Annotated in this window: 16 protein-coding genes; 4 read left to right on the top strand and 12 right to left on the bottom strand. The window is 62.4% G+C overall.

Translation table 11 applies throughout. The features are described 5' to 3' along the window. Positions 1–110 precede the first annotated feature (110 nt). The 7 genes from BOH68_RS09460 to BOH68_RS09430 form a co-directional block, all read right to left on the bottom strand. Entirely contained in the window at positions 111–1,367 is a 1,257-nt protein-coding gene (locus BOH68_RS09460) for a GAK system CofD-like protein (RefSeq protein WP_077375779.1), read from the bottom strand. 91 nt (positions 1,368–1,458) lie between these two features. Next, entirely contained in the window at positions 1,459–2,160 is a 702-nt protein-coding gene (locus BOH68_RS09455; RefSeq protein ID WP_170877405.1) for an HAD family hydrolase, read from the bottom strand. 7 nt (positions 2,161–2,167) lie between these two features. Beyond that, positions 2,168–3,367, bottom strand: coding sequence for an ABC transporter ATP-binding protein (locus BOH68_RS09450; RefSeq protein WP_077375785.1), 1,200 nt, complete (start codon positions 3,365–3,367; stop codon positions 2,168–2,170). Continuing rightward, positions 3,367–4,332: an ABC transporter permease gene (locus BOH68_RS09445; protein WP_219815801.1), complete on the bottom strand. Its 966-nt coding sequence runs from the start codon at positions 4,330–4,332 to the stop codon at positions 3,367–3,369. Before BOH68_RS09445 ends, BOH68_RS09450 begins: the two co-directional genes overlap by 1 nt. Beyond that, the gene (locus BOH68_RS09440; protein WP_077375788.1) at positions 4,316–5,167 is read right to left on the bottom strand and encodes an ABC transporter permease; all 852 of its coding nucleotides are present in this window, start codon (positions 5,165–5,167) and stop codon (positions 4,316–4,318) included. The genes BOH68_RS09445 and BOH68_RS09440 overlap by 17 nt, the downstream gene beginning before the upstream one ends. Further along, a complete protein-coding gene (locus BOH68_RS09435; RefSeq protein ID WP_077375791.1) occupies positions 5,164–5,988 on the bottom strand; it encodes an alkaline phosphatase family protein in 825 nt (274 codons plus the stop codon). The genes BOH68_RS09440 and BOH68_RS09435 overlap by 4 nt, the downstream gene beginning before the upstream one ends. Before the next feature lie 92 nt (positions 5,989–6,080). After that, entirely contained in the window at positions 6,081–7,169 is a 1,089-nt protein-coding gene (locus BOH68_RS09430) for an ABC transporter substrate-binding protein (RefSeq protein WP_258038243.1), read from the bottom strand. A gap of 574 nt (positions 7,170–7,743) precedes the next feature. On the opposite strand from BOH68_RS09430, the gene BOH68_RS09425 reads away from it, so the two are divergent. Continuing rightward, entirely contained in the window at positions 7,744–8,514 is a 771-nt protein-coding gene (locus BOH68_RS09425) for a UTRA domain-containing protein (protein ID WP_077375794.1), read from the top strand. A gap of 150 nt (positions 8,515–8,664) precedes the next feature. On the opposite strand, the gene BOH68_RS09420 is transcribed toward BOH68_RS09425, so the two are convergent. Further along, positions 8,665–9,159 carry a LabA-like NYN domain-containing protein gene (locus tag BOH68_RS09420; protein WP_255317561.1) on the bottom strand — a complete coding sequence of 165 codons (495 nt, stop codon included), beginning with the start codon at positions 9,157–9,159 and terminating at the stop codon, positions 8,665–8,667. 418 nt (positions 9,160–9,577) lie between these two features. Next, positions 9,578–9,766 carry a hypothetical protein gene (locus tag BOH68_RS09415; RefSeq protein WP_077375800.1) on the bottom strand — a complete coding sequence of 63 codons (189 nt, stop codon included), beginning with the start codon at positions 9,764–9,766 and terminating at the stop codon, positions 9,578–9,580. Between the two features lie 264 nt (positions 9,767–10,030). On the opposite strand from BOH68_RS09415, the gene BOH68_RS09410 reads away from it, so the two are divergent. Both BOH68_RS09410 and BOH68_RS09405 read left to right on the top strand, forming a co-directional pair. Beyond that, complete coding sequence (locus BOH68_RS09410; protein WP_077375804.1) at positions 10,031–11,101, top strand: NAD(P)-dependent alcohol dehydrogenase; 1,071 nt, start codon at positions 10,031–10,033, stop codon at positions 11,099–11,101. A gap of 150 nt (positions 11,102–11,251) precedes the next feature. Beyond that, a complete protein-coding gene (locus tag BOH68_RS09405) occupies positions 11,252–12,115 on the top strand; it encodes a PA4780 family RIO1-like protein kinase (RefSeq protein ID WP_077375808.1) in 864 nt (287 codons plus the stop codon). Positions 12,116–12,223: 108 nt separating this feature from the next. Here BOH68_RS09405 and BOH68_RS09400 read toward each other — a convergent pair whose 3' ends face one another. From BOH68_RS09400 to BOH68_RS09390, 3 genes are all read right to left on the bottom strand, one after another. After that, on the bottom strand, positions 12,224–12,724 hold the full coding sequence (locus BOH68_RS09400; protein WP_077377281.1) for a YehS family protein: 501 nt from the start codon (positions 12,722–12,724) through the stop codon (positions 12,224–12,226). Positions 12,725–12,911: 187 nt separating this feature from the next. Next, the gene (locus BOH68_RS09395; RefSeq protein WP_077375811.1) at positions 12,912–14,018 is read right to left on the bottom strand and encodes an endonuclease/exonuclease/phosphatase family protein; all 1,107 of its coding nucleotides are present in this window, start codon (positions 14,016–14,018) and stop codon (positions 12,912–12,914) included. Positions 14,019–14,112: 94 nt separating this feature from the next. Next, the gene (locus BOH68_RS09390) at positions 14,113–15,042 is read right to left on the bottom strand and encodes a DMT family transporter (protein ID WP_077375814.1); all 930 of its coding nucleotides are present in this window, start codon (positions 15,040–15,042) and stop codon (positions 14,113–14,115) included. Positions 15,043–15,428: 386 nt separating this feature from the next. On the opposite strand from BOH68_RS09390, the gene BOH68_RS09385 reads away from it, so the two are divergent. Further along, positions 15,429–16,268: a cation diffusion facilitator family transporter gene (locus tag BOH68_RS09385; protein WP_258038244.1), complete on the top strand. Its 840-nt coding sequence runs from the start codon at positions 15,429–15,431 to the stop codon at positions 16,266–16,268. Positions 16,269–16,306: the final 38 nt, after the last annotated feature.

The raw sequence follows: 16,306 nt of genomic DNA, 5'->3' as shown, positions 1-16,306 counted from the left end.
CTCCCGTTCAGAGCACAGCCTGAAAACGAACGCCCCCGTCTGCAAGTTGGCAGGCGGGGGCGTTCTGTTCATACGAGGCGGTTGTCATGCCAGGCGGCGCGTGGCGGTCGTCATACCAGTGACAGCAGGGCGGTGACCAGCAGTTCGTTGTCGTAGTAGGGCGCGCTCTGCTCGCTGATCAGGCGAGTGTCGATCACGGTCAGCCCCATGCGCTCCAGCGCGGGGACGGAGACGCCGCCGGGGTAGTCGCCACGCTGACTGTCCAGCAGCACGATGTTGAGCAGATGCTCGTTGGGGCAGTCGTTGCGTGAGACATCCAGGTCCGCACACAGGGTCTCGATCAGGGTCGCGACCAGTTGCTCGAGTGTCTTGCCGGTCTGCTCCGGGTCCGGACTGCAGTTGGGGATGTAGACCTTGGGACAGGGGTTGGCCAGTATCGCGCGTCCCACCCCGCTGGGCAGCAGGTTGGCGATGACGCTGGAGTAGAAACTGCCCGGCGGAAAGCAGATCAGTTCCGCGGAATCGATCAGCTGACGGTTGTTGAGGTGCAGCGCAGGCCGCACGGGCACGATGGCACCGCCGTCATTGTGCGTGTCTCGCTCTGTGGTGCTGTCCGTCGTATTGTCCTTCGCACTGGCCTCGACCAGCTGAATGCGCGCGATGGGGCTCTCCAGTGGCGCGACTTCCTTGCCGGTGATCTGGTGCTGGCCGATGATTCTGCGCCCATCTTCCAGGGTGACGGCCAGATGGCAGTCGGTATTGATGATGGCGCGCACCGTCCCGCGTACATGCACCAGCTTGGAGAACAGGAAGATGATCTGGTCGAGCTGCTCATGATGGTTCAGGTAGCCGCCGGCGATGATCAGATTGCCGATGCTGGCGCCGCGCAGATCGAAGCCTGCCGGCATGGCCTCGATCAGAAAGCCCAGCTGATGACAGATGAGCGTGCGCATGGGCTCCGCCACGGCCATGCTGAGCGGATGACGGCCCGCCGCCAGTTCCCGCAGAGTGGCCTGCAGCATCTCCGGGCGTGCTTCGGCAGGCAGACGGTGCGTGAACAACCGGTAGATCTCCGGGTGCCCCAGCACGCTGTCATCGGCCAGCGCCATCAGGCGTGAGCGAAGGTCGCCGATGGCCGGCATCGAGAAGGCATCACGCAGCTTGGCGGAGCTGCCACCGGAATCGAAGGGCGTCACCAGATGGATGCTATGATGGGTATAGCGCGTCAGGGTGCGCGAGATGCCCGTCAGCGCCGTGCCGCCGCTGAAGAACAGCACACGGGGGCCGACCTCCGGTGCCTTGTGATAACGCCTGACGCGTAATGGATCCGGGACCCTTGCGGTCCGACTGACCCTGACCTCTGCCATGTTGCGGCTTCCTTTGCCTTTCGTCTTGGGCATAGAGTGCCTTTTTTTGCGTCAGTCGTCGCCTGTTTCGGGAGTGAAAGCGCTCAGTCCCTCAGTCGTAACCTTGCCAACGCAGGCGCGGCCAGTGGCGCTGCGTGGCGATGGCTTCCAGGGTCGGGTCGGCACAGACCGCATGCGGGTGATCGACGAACTCCAGCAACGCCAGATCATTGCGTGAATCCGAATAGCCCCAGGTGGGGAGGCTGTGTCCATCGGGGCCGAGATGCTCTGCCAGCCAGTGCGTCAAGGCCGCAAGCTTGCCATCGCGGAAGGTACGGATGCCCCGGGCGCGTCCCGTGTAGCAGCCATCCTTGACCTCCAGGCGAGTCGCCAGCGCGGCATCCAATGCCAGTCGCTCTGCCAGCGGTGCCACCAGCTGGGCTGTCGAGGCCGAGATGATCACGACCTGATGGCCCTGATCACGATGCCATGCGATGCGCTCGCGACCCTCACGGTAGAGGCGCGGCAGCAGTTCGGTATCGAGGAAGGTGCCCACCTCGGCCTCGACTTCACTGACGGTGCGACCGGCCAGCGGGGAGAGCAGATGGCTCAGGTGCGCTTCCATGTCGAGTCGGCCCGTGGCGTAGTCTGCCATCTGTTGCGTCCAGATGGCGCGGTATCGCTCGGGGTCCGTGATCCAGCCCAGCTGGATCAGCCACTCGGTCCACAGCCCCGTGGCGTCGCCATCCAGCAGGGTGTCATCGAGATCGAAGATGGCCAGCCCGCGCACTTCCCCCCCAGGCGCTTCACTCATGTGCATTTCACCCATTTGCCACCCGTGACCTGTCGCCAGTGTCGTGCGTGCCCAGCGCCTGGATTTCGTCGAGATCGGCATGCACCTGCACGCGCAGATGGTCGGGCAGCAGCTGGCGGGCACTGCGGTTGAGCACATCGACGTTGAGACGCAGTCCCTGACAATCCACCTCGTAGCGCACGATGTTGCCCAGCAATTGATGGCGCAGGATGACGCCGGGCAGCGCTGGCCCCACATTGGCCGGCAATGGCTGGAGCGGGAAGTCGAGGCCAGCCTCCAGGTGCCCGGGGAGGAGGGGGCGTGTCATCTTATCCGGCTGCAGATAGAGCGCCTCCGGCCGCAATGCGACCTGCGGGCTATCGCACAGGTAGCCGAGCAGGGGGCGGGCAAGCTCGCTGCCGATCAGATTGTAATGGCCCATGAAGCCTGCGGCCGTGGCGTCTACCGGTCGGGTGTAGAGCGATGCTGCGTTGCCCTGCTGGAGAATGCTGCCCTGATGCATCAGGAAGATGCGATCCGAGAGCAGCAAGGCCTCTTCCTGATCGTGGGTGACGAACAGGGTGGTGAGGCCGAGACTCTTCTGGATGTCGCGAATCTGATCGCGCAGATGACGGCGGATGCGCGCATCCAGCGCCGAGAGCGGCTCATCGAGCAGCAGGATCTGGGGCTCGACCACCAGCGCGCGCGCCAGTGCCACGCGTTGTCGCTGGCCACCGGACAGCTGATGTGGATAGCGCTGTGCCTGGTCGGTCAGCTCCACCAGTCGCAGCACTTCCGTGACGCGACGCTCGCGCTCCTCGGGGCGCACCTTCTTCATGCGCAGGCCGAAGGCGACGTTGTCCGCCACGCGCATGTTGGGGAACAGCGCATAGTGCTGGAAGACCATGCCGATGCCGCGCCGTTGGGGCGGCAGACGGGTGATGTCGTGACCATCGACGATGATCTCGCCGCTGTCCACGTCGTTGAGCCCGGCAATGGCGCGCAGCAGGGTGGATTTTCCGCAGCCAGAGGGCCCGAGCAGGGTGATGAACTCGCCACGGGCGATCTCGGCATCGATGTCGGAGAACACGCGCGTCTTGCCGAAACGCTTGGCCAGGCCCTTGAGCGTCAGGTACTGCTGGTCGGCGGCCTGTTCACGCAACGCGCTGGTCAGCAGGCCATCGCTGTCGTGGCGAGAGTGGGTCTGCGGGATATCGGTGGCAAGCATCAGCGGTGCCCTCGTGAATCGGTACGGGAATGGGGGGCGGCAGGGCCAGCTTTCGCGGGCGTGGCGGGGAGACCTTCCGTCATGGCGGTGGCCAGCGCCTCCTCGGCGTCATCTTCCGGCATCGCCTGCTCGGCGGGCTGGCGGTTGCCCAGCCAGGTGAGAATCAGGGTGAACACGAACAGCGTGATGACCAGCGCACTGGTGAAGTGGCCGCTGGCCCCGCGAATGTTGTTCAGGTAGACCTGCAGCGTCTCGAAACGGGTGCCGACCAGCATGTTGGCGAACACGAATTCACCGGCCAGAAACGAGAAGGCCAGGAAGACGGCGATCTGGATGCCGACCCGGATATTGGGCAGGACCACCTGGAAGAAGGCCTGCAGCGGGCTGGCGCCCAGCAACTGGGCGGCTTCCATCAGCGATGCCACATCCAGCGCTCGCAGGCTGTTGGCCAGCGCTCGGTACATGAAGGGCAGCACGATGGTGAAATAGGTGGGAATCAGGATCCAGGGCGTGCCGATGATCGGCAGTGGGCCGCCGGCATACAGCTGCAGTAGACCGACCGAGGACACGATGGGTGGCACGGCGAAGGGCAGCAGGATCAGGCCATTCATCCAGCCATCCAGGCGCGGATAGCGGGTATGGGCCAGGAAGACCACCGGCACGATCAACAGCAGTGACAGGATCAGGGCGCCGACGGCGACCAGCAGGGAGCGCCCGAATGCGGCGAGAAAGCGGGGGGTGGTCCACAGCTCCAGAAACCACTTCACCGTCAGGCCATCGGGCGTGAGGCTGGCGCCCCACCGGGTGGCAAGGGCGTAGAACAGCGTGGCCACCAGCGGCAGTGCCAGCAGCGTGAAGACGCTGCCCACCACCACGCTGTAGGGATTGAGCCCGCGCAGACGCGCCATCAGGCTGGGCAGCAGCGGCTTGCCATGGCGATACGGCAGTTCAGCGGGAAGTGACATGGTAGCTCCTGCGCATGAGCCACTGCTGGATCAGCGTGACGATGACGAGAATGACCACCAGTACCATCGCCAGTGCGCTGGCCAGTTCCGGCTGCAGGAAGAGGTCGCCGGAGACCAGATTGGCGATGCGGATGGTCATCAGGTTGTAGCTGGTGTTCACCAGCGCATAGACGGTGGCATAGGCGCCCATGGCATTGGCGAACAGTACGGTGAGCGTGCCAGCCAGCGACGGCCAGAGCACGGGCAGGCCGATGTGCTGCCAGTAGGCCAGACGGTTGGCGCCGAGCAGGCTGGCGGCTTCGCGCCACTCGCCCTTGAGCGTGCTGAAGGCCGGGTAGAGCAGCAGGATGCCCAGCGGGATCTGGAACCAGGTGTAGATGACGATCAGGCCGGTGCGTGAATAGAGATTGAAGTCATCGATGATGCCCAGGCGCTCCAGCATCAAGGTCAGCATGCCGTTGGCCCCCATCAGGATGATGAAGGCGAAAGCCAGCGGCACGCCGGCGAAGTTGCTGGTCATGTTGGTGAAGGCGATCATCGCGCGCGTCAGGCCCAGCCCGCAGCGGTGCATGCTGTGACAGGTCACGGCGGCGATCGCCAGTCCCAGCACGCTGGACATCAGCGAGATCTCGAGACTGCGGCCGATGGCCTGGCGGAAGAAGGGGGAGGTGGCGATTTCCTGAAAATTGGCCAGCCCCCAGCCTGCGGGGGTCTTGAAGGCGCTGATCATCACCCAGATCAGCGGGGCGATCTGGAAGGCGAAGAAGAGGATGGCGAAGGGCAGCAGCCACATCGCGGGGCTGGTCAGCACTCGCCTGAGGAATGTCGGCATCATGCGTCCCCTCCAGGGCCTGCCAGCAGGGATGTGTTGCTGGCCTTGTCGTGCTCCAGTCCCAGCACGCTAGCCAGAGTGCCGCAGAGCTCGCGCTGGCGAAGGTCTCGGGCGGGGCTGCGGGCGAAGGCGCTGCCGAAGGTCCAGAGCGGCACTCGGCGCTCTTCTTCGAGAAGCCCGGAATGTGAACGGTCGGCGTTCATGCCGTGATCGGCGGTGACCATCACCTGATAGCCGGCCTCCAGCCAGCAGGGCAGGTAGTCGGCCAAGGCGACATCGGCATGACGCGCCGCATTGCGATATTGCGCGGACTCACCGCCGTGGCGATGGCCGGCGTCATCGATGTTCATGCTGTGCACCAGCAGGAAGTCCGGGTCGTGACGCAGTCTCAGCATCTCGGCATCGCTGAAGACGTGGTCGTCCGGGTAGTGATCCTGCCAGTAGAAGATCCCCGCCTGGATGGCGGATTCGGGATTGTCGAGCAGTCGGTGTCTGGCTGGCACGAACGGGGCGGCGACGTAGAGTTCGCTAACCCAGTGATAGGCGGCTGCCGCGGTGCGTCGGCCCTGCTGACTGGCGAGGTCGAACAGGCTCACGCCTCGCGAACGTCGCACGATGCCATTGTTGACGATGCCGGAGTCGACGGGCAGATCACCGGTCAGCAGGCACTCATAGAGCGGTCGCGACATCGCTGGCAGTTCGCACTCCAGCGACTGGTACTGCCCGCGACCGGCCTCGACCAGGGCGCTCAGATAGCCCATGGCATGCCGACCCACGGCATGGTTGAGGCCATCGAGCACGACAAGAATGACACGCTGGGACATGAAGACTCCGTGAAGCTCAAGACGGCACCGTGTGGACGGTGCCGTCTGTCAGGATGGTGCGCGCTCTATCCGCTCTGGACAGAGGCCGGGGGTCACTGCTGGTGGATCAGTACCTGGGACTGCCACTGACGCGGCAGCTGTCGGGCACTGGCTTCCCAGCCGGCGAAGTCCTGTACCGGGCGGGCATTGGCGTACTGCTCGTTGGGCAGCAGCTTGGCGGCGATGTCTTCCGGCAGGGTCAGGTGCTCGGCGCGGATCGGGCGGGCGTAACCTGCCGCCAGGTTCAGCTGGCCGGCATCTGACAGGATGTACTCACGTGCCAGCTTGGCGGCGTTCGGGTGAGCGGCATGCTTGTTGATGATGGTGGCGTAGCCCGAGGTGACGGAGGCATCCGAGGGGATGACCACCTCGAAGGTGTCGCGGTTGATCTGATCGCGATAGTTGAGCGCGTTGAAGTCCCACAGCAGTGCGACCTCCACCTCGCCCTTCTCCAGGTTGGCGATGCTCGGCTCGGCCAGTGACAGGCGTCCCTGGCGGGCCAGTTCGGCGAACACTTCCAGACCCTGCGTCAGGTCTGACTCGCTGCCGCCATTGGCGAAGGCTGCGGCCAGGATGGCGTTGTTGGCCTGGGACGCCTTGCCGACCGCGCCGACGGAGACCTTGTAATCACCATTGGCGAGATCCGCGAAGGAAGCGGGGCGCTGATCTTCACTGACGAGTGTCTTGTTGATCATCAGGGAGATGGTGCCGGTGTAGCCCAGCATCCACTCGCCATCTTCATCCTTGGCCCAGTCGGGGATCTCGTCCCAGGTGGTCGGCTTGTAGGCTTGAGTCACGCCCTGCTTGACCGCGATGGGGCCGAAGGCGAAGCCCACGTCACCGATATCTGCCGTGGCGTTCTCGCCTTCGGCCTTGAACTTGGCGACTTCCTCGGCGGAGCTCATGTCGGTATCGCTGTGCGCGATGGAATACTTCGACTCGAGGTCTGCCCAGGTGTCCTTCCAGTTGGCCCAGCTGTCCGGCATGCCGACGCTGTCGACGCGGCCTTCTGCCTGGGCGGCCTTGAGCAGTGCGTCCGGCACTTCAGCGGCACTGACGGAGGCGCTGCTCAGCAGGGTGGCCATGAGGGCCGAGACCATCAGGCCGGCGGTATGGGGCGAGGTAGCGGTGAACGACTTCAATGACAATCCTCCCAGACGGGGTAATCAACGGATGCGAGAGTGCATTCCTGGCCAGCGAGTCACCGAGGCGAGCAGGCAGGCGAGATGGGGTCAAAGCTGGTTCTTGTCCTGCGCAGTCTTCCTCGAGACCTGCCACCTCAATTTCTGTGGTCTAGTTCAGTCTCGGGGCTGACATGACTTTACGCAGCGGTTGTGACAGTCGCGCGTCGTCACTATGTCAGTGTCGTGGCAATGAGCCATCAGCCATCAGCCATCAGCCATCAGTGGTACATGTTTTGACGCAACGCTGCGTGGTGCCGGCTGATTTTCTGACAATTCCCTGCATGAGAGCGTGTCCCGATGATAGGCATCCGCCTCGGATTCTCACGCGCATCACACAGGATGGCCTTGTGCTGTCACCGGATCGTCATGCCTGTGTCATGATGCTCGGCGAGCGTGGGCTGACTCGTCTGGCGACGTCTACACTAGACCACAGCGATCGCGATTCTCGGGCCTTGTCATGATGGACACCTTGGATGACATGCAAGTGACTCGCCAGAAATCGCTCTCTTTCGTTATCTTTCAGGAACTTCGCATGCCTTCATCATCGATCGAGCCCACAGGTGACGACGCAACTTCCCTGACGCGCACGGCGGATTTGCCCGTCACCGGGCTCAAGGGCAGGCTGCTGAACCATCTTGAAGCAGCGCCGCTGCATGCCTCGCAGCGTCTGCCGTCCGAGCGTGAGATGATCGAGCGGTTCGGCACCACGCGAGTCACCTTGCGAGATGCCTTGCTGCAGCTGGAAGCGGAAGGGCGAATCTATCGCGAGAACCGCCGCGGCTGGTTCGTCTCGCCGCCGCGCCTCAGGTATGACCTGCTGGCATGTCTGCCTTTTCACGAGATGGTGCAGTCGCAGCAGCGGGTCGCTTCCACCGAGGTGCTGTCCGCTCAGGTAGTTCCCGCTGATGAGGTGATCGCCCAGCGTCTGGGAATTGCACGGGGTGCCGGGGTCTATCGCATCACGCGAGTGCGGCGCATGGATGGCCGGCGGGTGCTGCACGTCTGTCATCACCTGCGACGCGACTGCTTCCCCGGCATTCTCGATTTCGATCTCTCGGCGCATTCGCTGACCACGCTCTACCTTCACCAGTACGCCATTCGCATCCGGCGCGTGAGCTTCGAGTTGGCCTCCAGCGTGTTCGACGCCGAGACGGCCGTCGCCCTGAATGCGGCACCGGGTAGCCCGGCGCAGCGCATCACGCGGATCAACTTCGATCAGAATGGCCGTGCAGTGGACTGCGATGATGAACACTGGCGTCACGATGCCATCGAGTTGACGTTATCCGCCGCACCACAACGCTAGAGGGCAATCTGGCGACATACGCCACCAGTGTCCGGGACTTTCCTTCAACTCGACGAAAACGCCCGCAAGTCCTCCTCTGACGGGAAGGCTTGCGGGCGTTGTGGTAATGGCGTGCGTGATGTGGCCGTGGGGCATCGTGGGGGCAAGCCCTCAGCGCATCAGCAGCGTGTTATCTATCTCGCGGAAGTGATCAGCGCTGCGCATCAGGGCGAGGGCAGTGAGTGCCTCGACGCCGTAGACACGCGTCGTGACGGCATGGCGCGCTGCGACATGCTCCAGCAGCAGGGCGAAGTCACCATCGCCGGAGGCGAGAATGATCTCGTCGACGTCGGGGGCGGCTTCCATCACATCGATCGTGATGCCGACATCCCAGTCGCCCTTGGCCGAGCCATCTCCTCGCTGGATGAAGGGTTTGAGCTTGACCTCGAACCCTATCTCACGCAGGCGTTGCTGGAATTGCTGCTGCTTGGGGTCACCACGGTCAATCGCATAGGCGTAGGCATGCGTGATGCTGCCCAGGGATTCCAGCTCGGCCCACAGTCGGCGGTAATCGAATTGCCGGCCAAAGGTGTCGCGGGTGGTGTAATAGATATTCTGGACATCGATGAAGACGGCGAGGCGCGTGGGCGAGTCGGATGTCGGCAAGGACGGTTGGATTGCGGGCGTGGGAGAGTTCGACATTGGCTGTCACAGGGACCGGAAGGCTGAATGATGTGCCTGAAGCAGAGCAGGCAGGTACTGGAGGCGCGTGCGGCGTGGGAGTCGTTCAGGTGTCGCGGGATGACTCAGGCATTGCGCCTGGCTCCGACGATGAGTGCTTGTGCTGCTGACACCATGCAATGAGAGCGGATCTGTCTTTCTCTGACCTGTCTGCTCTGATCTGTCTACACTGACCTGTCTGGTGCTATCGGTTGAAAGCAGAGCTGTTGAAAGCAGAGCTGTTCCTGGTAGCGCCATCTCGAGAGGAGGGCAGAGACCGGCCGCTGCCAATCATGGCGAGCAGCGGCTGGCGATCTTCTGACAGCTTGCCACGATCAGGCCGAGTCTGGGCCTGATGGAAGCATCAGTTGCCGGCAGCGGGATTGGAGGGCTTGGTCGGCTTGTGGCCGATGATCTGACCGCTAACGCCGGATTCAATCACTTCAACCTTGCCGCCACGATCGAGGAAGGCTTGCATCTGGGCTTCCAGCGAGGCGGATGTTTCAACAGCAGCGGGTGCTTTCTTCTTGGCAGCAGTACGAGTGTTGGCCATGCGGGACTCCGTTCCGAGACGTGAGGGGTGGAAGAGTATGATAACACGACTGCGTTTTTCCTGCTTGATCGCGTCAGAAGTAATTAAGAAGTGGTGATTTCGCTGCGTGATATGTTCGTGATGTCGTGATACACCAGCGGCGCTGTTGCGATCACACCAACACAGAGATGCCAGCAGACAGTGAGTCAGGGCGTTGAAAAGTGATCCAGGCGGCGACACCTCCTTCTTCACGTTGATACTTTTCATGATGCAAGGAGAGCTGGCATGGCGAACACCTTTGACGGCAACACCCGAAGCTACGCACTCAAGTCTGATTCCGCCGATCTGGCGCCATGGAATTTCGAGCGTCGTCAGCCGCGCCCGGATGATGTAGCCATCGAGATCCTGTATTGCGGTGTGTGTCATTCGGACCTGCACGTCGGTCGCAATGACTGGGGCTTCACCCAGTATCCCATCGTGCCGGGTCACGAGATCGTCGGGCGAGTCACCCAGGTCGGCGATGATGTCAGCCAGTACAAGGTGGGTGACATGGTCGGTGTCGGCTGCATGGTAGATTCCTGCCGTGAGTGCAGCGCTTGTCACGAGGGGCTCGAGCAATACTGCCTCGAGGGCATGACCATGACCTACGGCAGCCCGGATCGCCACGATGGCAGCCTCACGCAAGGCGGCTATTCCGACAGGATCGTCGTCAGCGAGCGCTTCGTGGTGTCCATCCCTGACAAGCTGGACCCGGCGGTGGCTGCGCCGCTGCTGTGTGCCGGTGTCACGACCTATTCTCCGCTGCGCCACTATGGCGTGAAGTCCGGCGACAAGGTCGGCGTGATCGGCATGGGTGGCCTGGGCCACATGGGGATCAAGTTCGCCAAGGCGATGGGCTGTGAAGTCACCCTGTTCACGCGCAGTGAAGCCAAGGTAGCGGAAGCGCGCGAAAATGGCGTCGATCACGTCATCGTGTCCAGCGACGATGAGCAGATGGCCGCCGCGACCGAAACCTTCGATTTCCTGCTCGATACAGTACCGGTGCCGCACGATCTCAACCCCTACCTCAATACACTGAAGTACGACGGCACCCATATTCTCGTCGGGCTGGTGCAGGAGGTAGACCCCGCTCTGCAGGGCGGCAATCTGGTCATGAAGCGTCGTGTGCTGGCGGGCTCGCTGATCGGCGGCATGCCGGAGACCCAGGAAGTGCTCGATTACTGTGCCGAGCATGACATCACCTGCGATATCGAGATGATCGACATCCAGAATATCAACGAGGCGTGGGAGCGCATGCAGCAGGGCAAGGTGAAATACCGCTTTGTCATCGACATGCAGAGCTTGAAGAACGCCTGACACCTGTCGTCATACCATGCCAGGTCTGGTGTGATGTCATGAAAAAAGCCCCCGGTATCCTTCTGGATGCCGGGGGCTTTCGAGTCTGTCATGTCACAAAATTGTGATGGGGTGATTCCCGATCGAGGCGAAAACGCGTATAAGAACGCGATGAAAACGCCAAAGAGAATCCAGCCGCTCATAGATGACGGACTGGTCGATGAAGTGCTTCGCCCCTTGATGAGTGGCAAGGAAGCCTCGGTCTACGTGGTGCGCTGCGGAGAAGAGATTCGCTGCGCCAAGGTATACAAGGATGCTGCCCAGCGCAGCTTCAAGCAGGCCGTGCTCTACCAGGAAGGCCGCAAGGTACGCAACAGCCGTCGTCAGCGGGCGATGGAGAAGGGCTCCGGTTTCGGACGCGACCAGCAGGAAGCCGCCTGGCAGAACGCCGAGGTGGATGCCCTCTATCGTCTGGCCGATGCCGGTGTGCGCGTGCCTCAGCCATACGGCTGCTTTGACGGTGTGCTGCTGATGGAGCTGGTCACCGACGACGATGGCAATGTGGCACCGCGCCTCAATGATGTCTCGATGTCGGCGGAACAGGCGCGTGAAGACCACGCCTTGATGATGCATTACATCGTTCGCATGTTGCATGCCGGCCTGGTGCACGGGGATCTGTCCGAGTTCAATGTGCTGGTCGATGACTACGGCCCGGTGATCATCGATCTTCCGCAGGCGGTGGACGCAGCGGCCAACAACAATGCCAAGAGCATGTTGGCGCGCGATGTCGCCAACATCACCGCCTACTATGCGATGTTCGCTCCGGAACTTGCCCAGACTCGCTACGCTGATGAGATATGGGCATTGTTCGAGGCCGGTGACATGGACCCCGATGTCGAGCTGACGGGTCTCTTCGAGGATGACTCCGAGGCACCGGACGTGGATGCGCTGCTCGAGAACATCATGGCCGCCATGGAAGAGGAGCAGGAACGCAAGGCGCGTCTGAAGAGTGCCGAAGACGGCGATGATGACTAGACGCTGAACGGGTGGAGCGCCGGGCATCAGGCCCGGTGATGATGCCTTGAGACACGACAACGCCGCTTCATCGTGAAGCGGCGTTGTCGTGTCTGGCTAGCGGAGGCTTCAGGCGGGGTCGACGGCGTGCTGCTCGGTCTCCGGGTCGTGGCGACGGTGACGCAGCTCGATGCCCTTGAGCAGATTGCGCAGGATCTGGTCCTTGCATTCGCGGTAGTGGCGATGGTCCGGCTTGCGGAAGAAGGCGGACAGTTCCGACTTGGTGATCATCTCGAAACCGGCCAGCGCCAGCAGATCCAGCATGTCATCGTCCTTGAGCTCGAAGGCGATCTTGAGCTTGCGCAGGATCAGATTGTTATCGAGACGCTTTTCCGGTGCGGGCTGAGCACCCTCGCGCTTGCCCCGCCGCACGTTGATCAGGCCATTGAGAAAGCTGGCCAGATCGATGTCCTTGATGCGCTGCTGGGCATCGTCGTCATCGCGCTTGAGCCAGTCACTGACCTGGGCGCGGGTGACTTCGTGGTCGGCGGCGGCGAAGGTGTTGATCATGTCGCTGTCGGAGAGATTGAGTGCGTAGCGCAGGCGACGGATGATGTCGTTGTTGGTCACGGGCGTGGGTCCGGTCTTTGAGGATGTCTTGAAGTTGCGTGGCGCGCCATGCATGGCGTCAATGACGCGCAGCATACCAGATCAGGGTGGGGTGCCGCTCCATCCCGGCGCGCTTCCCGGCCGGGGGGGGGGGGCAGACAGGGCGTGAGTCAGGGCGGCAGGCAGAGCCGCGAGCCGACTTCGGTGATCAACGTCCGGGCGTCGGGACATCCTGATGACTGACGTCTTCGTCTTCTGCGGTCTCACGTGCTTCGGCGTGATCCTCCGCGTCAGGCTCGGGCCTTTCATCGACGTGGTTCGTCTTCTGGTTCGGGGTCAGTGCCAGCTCCGTCAGCAGCGGGAAATGATCGGAGCCGAAGGCTTCCATGCGAGCCACGCGCACCACGCTGAAATGCCGGCTATGGAAGAGGTGGTCCAATGGCCAGCGCAGCAAGGGAATGCTGGCATGGAAGGTATTGAACATGCCACGGCCGACGCGTGGGTCCAGCAGGCCGGACAGTTTGCGGAACAGGCGTGTGGTGCGAGACCAGGCCACGTCGTTGAGATCTCCCGTCACGATGATGGGCTGCTCGCTCTCGGCCACGCTCTTGGCCACGATGACAAGCTCCGCGTCTCGTTCACTGGACTCCTCGTTTTCGGTCGGGCTGGGCGGTGCGGGATGCAGGAAATGAGCGCGTATGCGATCGCCGCTCTTGAGCTCCAGATGGGCATGCATCGAGGGCACGTCATCTTCGACCAGGTAGTCGATGCTGGCGTCGTGCAGGGGCAGACGAGAATAGACATGCATACCGTAGAGGTTGTCCAACGGGCACTTGAGCGTATGCCGGTAGCCATGCTCCGGCTCATCTCCCTCCAGGACATCCAGGCGGCTTTCCCACCAGCCATCGGACTCCAGGGTGACAAGAACGTCGGGTTGCTCGCGCCTGACGATCGCCAGCAGGGCGTCGCTGTCGTGGTTGCTGGTCAGCACGTTGGCGGTCAACAGACGCACATGACGTGCGGGATCACTGTGCTGCGCGACGCCCGATTCACAGCGGGCGAGCCGGGTGTAGGGAATGATCCACTGCGCCTGGTAGATGAGCCCTGCCAGTGCGATGAAAGCCAGCGTCAGCCGCAGTCCTGTCGAGAGCTCGCCGACGAGAAGGTCGGCCACCAGCAGGGCCGCCCAGAGTACCGCCAGCTGCAGGCGGGGAAAGTCCATGATGCGGACGGACCAATGCCGCAGGCGCGTGAGTGGCAGCAGGGTGAAGGCTGCCATCAGCAGCGTGAGTACGCCGAGTAGCGTGGGGATCATGAGGGCTCCGGTGACAGGAATGGGGCGGGAAATCAAACGCTCAAGCGTCAGACATGGTGGCGACATGCCTGACACTCAAGTCAGGACGCTTTACTCACGAGGCAACCCGTCGCTGACGCCAGAGACGCGCGATCCATTGCCAGCGATTGATCAGCAGGGCCATGAAGATCAGTCCGCAGCCTGTCATCTGGATCAGGGTCATGCGCTCTCCGAACCAGGCAGCCGACATCAGGGCCGCCCAGACCGCTTCGAGCATCAGGATGACCGAGGCATGGCTGGGCGTGGTCAGGCTCTGTGCGTAAATCTGCAGGAAGAAACGCAGGGTGCTGGCGATCAGAGTACTGGCCAGAAACCAGCTCAGGATGTCGAGACTGATGCCGGACGGCCAGCTTTCGCTGATGGCCGACAGCATCAGGCAGGTGACGCCGGTGGTCATCAGCTGGATGGCCGTCAGCGGCAGGGCCGGGATATTGCGCACCAGACGTGAATTGAAGTTGAACACTAGGGCGAACAGGCAGGCAGCCCCGAAGATGAGCCATTGTGCCGGTTCAATATGAAAGCTTTCCGTAGCGCCGGGTTGTCCCATGCCCAACAGAGCGAAACCGAGCAGGGCGGTGGGCAGGGCGATCCAGGTGCTCATCGGCGGCCTGTCCTTGAACAGCAGGCGGGCGAGCACCGGTACCATCAGAATCCCGAAACTGTTGATGAACGCGATCACGCCGAGCTGCTCGGACAGTGCCACCCCCAATGACCAGCAGGCCATGGCACCGCCAAACAGGACGCCGACTCCACTGGCGCGCAGCTTGCGAGTAGTGGAGAGCTGTCTCAGCGAGCGAGCGTCGAAGATCGCCAGGATTAGGCCTGCCAGCAGGAAGCGGCTGCCGATGAACAGTAGCGGAGGCATACCGGCCATGGCTTCCTTGGAGAAGATCCAGCCTGCGGCGGCGATGATGGTGACCAGCAGAAGCAACAGATCGGCCTTGAAAGGCGAGCGGGAAGGCGTCGTCTCGGTAGTGGTGCTCATGGGGTGGCGTCGGTTCCTTTGGGCATGGGAATGGCAGATCTCTATCCTAACAAGCTGATACAGGCGGTGCTGTCATATATCGGAACTTGCAAATTCAACAATGGAGCTTGAATTCCGTGGCAGGATAAGCCTAATGCGGAGGGAATCGATAGCGTTGCAGCGATCGATCTCGCGACTTTTCACGAATGCAGGAATGGTGGTCAGGAGGCTGGATGGCGACACCGTCGCAGGACACGACATCGAAAGATCATGGGCATGAATCCGGGCACGTGCATGCGCATGGTCATCACCATGGTCATTCCCACGGCCATTCCCACGGCCATTCCCACGGTCATGGACATCATGATCATGCACCTGAAGTGACTGCTGACAGCGAAAGGCGGGTCATGCTGGCGATGTGGCTGACCGGCGGGTTCATGCTGGCGGAAGTCGTCGGCGGGCTGGTAGCGGGCTCTCTGGCCTTGCTGGCGGACGCCGGCCATATGCTCAGTGATACCGTGTCGCTGGCATTGGCGTGGGGAGCGTTTCGCCTCGGACATCGCGCAGCGACCCGCAAGCTGACCTTCGGCTATGCGCGTTTTCAGGTGCTCGCCGCGTTCGTCAATGGCCTGACATTGCTGGTCATCGGAGTCGCGATCGTGATGGCTGCCCTCAAGCGCCTGTGGCTGCCGTCTGACGTGCTGGCAGGGCCGATGCTGGCGATTGCCGTGCTCGGACTTGTCGTCAACATCGCGGCATTCTGGATATTGCACAAGGGAGATCAGGACAATCTCAATCTCCGCGGCGCCCTGTTGCATGTCATGGGCGACCTGCTGGGTTCGGTGGCGGCCATCATTGCCTCGCTGGTCATTATGACCACCGGCTGGAATCAGGCCGACCCGTTGTTGTCGATGCTCGCAGCGGTACTGATACTGCGCGGTGCTTGGTCGCTGGTGAAACGCTCGGCGCATACCTTGCTGGAAGGGACGCCGGAGCAACTTGACCACGAGGAAATCCAGGCGGGTCTGCTGACACTGGAGGGAGTGGATGGTGTGCATGATCTCCATCTGTGGGGCCTGACGCCTCAATCCCCGGTTGCCAGCCTGCATGTGGTGGTGGCCGATACCGGCATTCCCGGCGAGGTGCTTGAGCGGGTCCAGGCCTATCTGCTCGATACCCATGCGATCTCGCACGTCACGGTGCAGCTGGAAGGCGAAGCCTGTCTGCAGGGCTGCGTGTCTCGTTGATGGAGACGGCTGACGGTACGCAGACAGGACAAGTGATG

The sequence above is a fragment of the Cobetia sp. MM1IDA2H-1 genome, assembly GCF_002916775.2.
GTDB lineage: Bacteria > Pseudomonadota > Gammaproteobacteria > Pseudomonadales > Halomonadaceae > Cobetia > Cobetia marina.
This window is presented reverse-complemented; position numbering and strand designations above follow the sequence as displayed.

What these genes read in the sequence shown, in the direction of transcription:
- BOH68_RS09460 (WP_077375779.1), bottom strand. Translation starts at nt 1,367, where the DNA reads ATGGCAGAGGTCAGGGTCAGTCGGACCGCAAGGGTCCCGGATCCATTA.
- BOH68_RS09385 (WP_258038244.1), top strand. Translation starts at nt 15,429, where the DNA reads ATGCTGGCGATGTGGCTGACCGGCGGGTTCATGCTGGCGGAAGTCGTC.
- BOH68_RS09395 (WP_077375811.1), bottom strand. Translation starts at nt 14,018, where the DNA reads ATGATCCCCACGCTACTCGGCGTACTCACGCTGCTGATGGCAGCCTTC.
- BOH68_RS09445 (WP_219815801.1), bottom strand. Translation starts at nt 4,332, where the DNA reads ATGTCACTTCCCGCTGAACTGCCGTATCGCCATGGCAAGCCGCTGCTG.
- BOH68_RS09425 (WP_077375794.1), top strand. Translation starts at nt 7,744, where the DNA reads ATGCCTTCATCATCGATCGAGCCCACAGGTGACGACGCAACTTCCCTG.
- BOH68_RS09455 (WP_170877405.1), bottom strand. Translation starts at nt 2,160, where the DNA reads ATGAGTGAAGCGCCTGGGGGGGAAGTGCGCGGGCTGGCCATCTTCGAT.
- BOH68_RS09405 (WP_077375808.1), top strand. Translation starts at nt 11,252, where the DNA reads ATGAAAACGCCAAAGAGAATCCAGCCGCTCATAGATGACGGACTGGTC.
- BOH68_RS09415 (WP_077375800.1), bottom strand. Translation starts at nt 9,766, where the DNA reads ATGGCCAACACTCGTACTGCTGCCAAGAAGAAAGCACCCGCTGCTGTT.
- BOH68_RS09440 (WP_077375788.1), bottom strand. Translation starts at nt 5,167, where the DNA reads ATGATGCCGACATTCCTCAGGCGAGTGCTGACCAGCCCCGCGATGTGG.
- BOH68_RS09435 (WP_077375791.1), bottom strand. Translation starts at nt 5,988, where the DNA reads ATGTCCCAGCGTGTCATTCTTGTCGTGCTCGATGGCCTCAACCATGCC.
- BOH68_RS09450 (WP_077375785.1), bottom strand. Translation starts at nt 3,367, where the DNA reads ATGCTTGCCACCGATATCCCGCAGACCCACTCTCGCCACGACAGCGAT.
- BOH68_RS09390 (WP_077375814.1), bottom strand. Translation starts at nt 15,042, where the DNA reads ATGAGCACCACTACCGAGACGACGCCTTCCCGCTCGCCTTTCAAGGCC.
- BOH68_RS09410 (WP_077375804.1), top strand. Translation starts at nt 10,031, where the DNA reads ATGGCGAACACCTTTGACGGCAACACCCGAAGCTACGCACTCAAGTCT.